The 896-nt window shown below is 34.0% G+C and carries 1 protein-coding gene; it reads right to left on the reverse strand.

Going from position 1 to position 896, the window contains the following annotated elements:
- Positions 1 to 103: 103 nt before the first annotated feature.
- Positions 104 to 700 (reverse strand): dCTP deaminase/dUTPase family protein, encoded by a 597-nt coding sequence (locus tag D5018_RS21435; protein WP_165905158.1) that lies wholly within the window; start codon positions 698 to 700, stop codon positions 104 to 106.
- Positions 701 to 896: the final 196 nt, after the last annotated feature.

The raw sequence follows: 896 nt of genomic DNA on the forward strand, positions 1-896 counted from the left end.
GTGCAAACAAATCCATTTTTATCGTCAGTTGAAGGGAATTTGCAGATCTGATCGCCACTTTTTCAAACAGTTCCATGAAAAAGTTTAATTGCTTAGAAAGTGATCACATTGTGTAGATACCTATGGCTTTATCAGATAATTCATCATTAATTTTATTTTTTATACTATCAGGGTCTAAGAAAAATCTAGGTAAGGCTCTAAGGTCTTGCTTTCTATATTTCTTATAAATATCATATGAATATTCTTTGGATTCAAAATCAGCCAGTGTTTCATATTCACCCAAAGATATTTTGTGAAAAACCACTCGAAAAAAGTATGTTTTTTCATCTGAATTTATTTCAATATTTTTCTTGGAAAAATTTGTAACTAATGTAGACAAGGGATCATTGAATCCACTATCAATTATTCCTGTATTTAATGCTAATAACCCTCCTTGTGAAAGACGATTTTTGAGAAATACATAAGCAACGTAACCAGGCTTAACATTGATAAACTGCTCTGAAAGTAAATAGACTGTTTCTTGAGGCAGGATTTCATAGTCTTCAACAACTACAGAGCTCCCTTTCTCGTCCTTATGAATAATTTCCCCTACACTTAAATCAACGCTAGATTTACCGACATAATGCTCATGTCTTAGTAGCTCACCATCTTTCCCTGTAATTAAACCAAGCTTTATAGTTTCTGAAGCAGAAAGCTGCATATGTTTCCCCATTTAGTAAACTGAAATGCCTTATAGTTTTGGCATATGTTTGTGCCCACTGTATCTCGCTGCGTTTTTCGGTTTATCCGATCAGTCGTTTCGGAGTTATCCGATCACCTAAAATCCCTTTTTTCTCTTAACCTTATTTTTACCTCAAGTGATCGGATTGATCCAGTTTTCTCATAGATTCACCCTC

The sequence above is a fragment of the Parashewanella curva genome (assembly GCF_003675895.1).
In the GTDB taxonomy this organism is placed as follows: Bacteria; Pseudomonadota; Gammaproteobacteria; order Enterobacterales; family Shewanellaceae; genus Parashewanella; species Parashewanella curva.

Bases quoted from the DNA above. Each gene is read 5' to 3' on its own strand.
- D5018_RS21435 (WP_165905158.1), bottom strand. From the start codon at position 700: ATGCAGCTTTCTGCTTCAGAAACTATAAAGCTTGGTTTAATTACAGGG.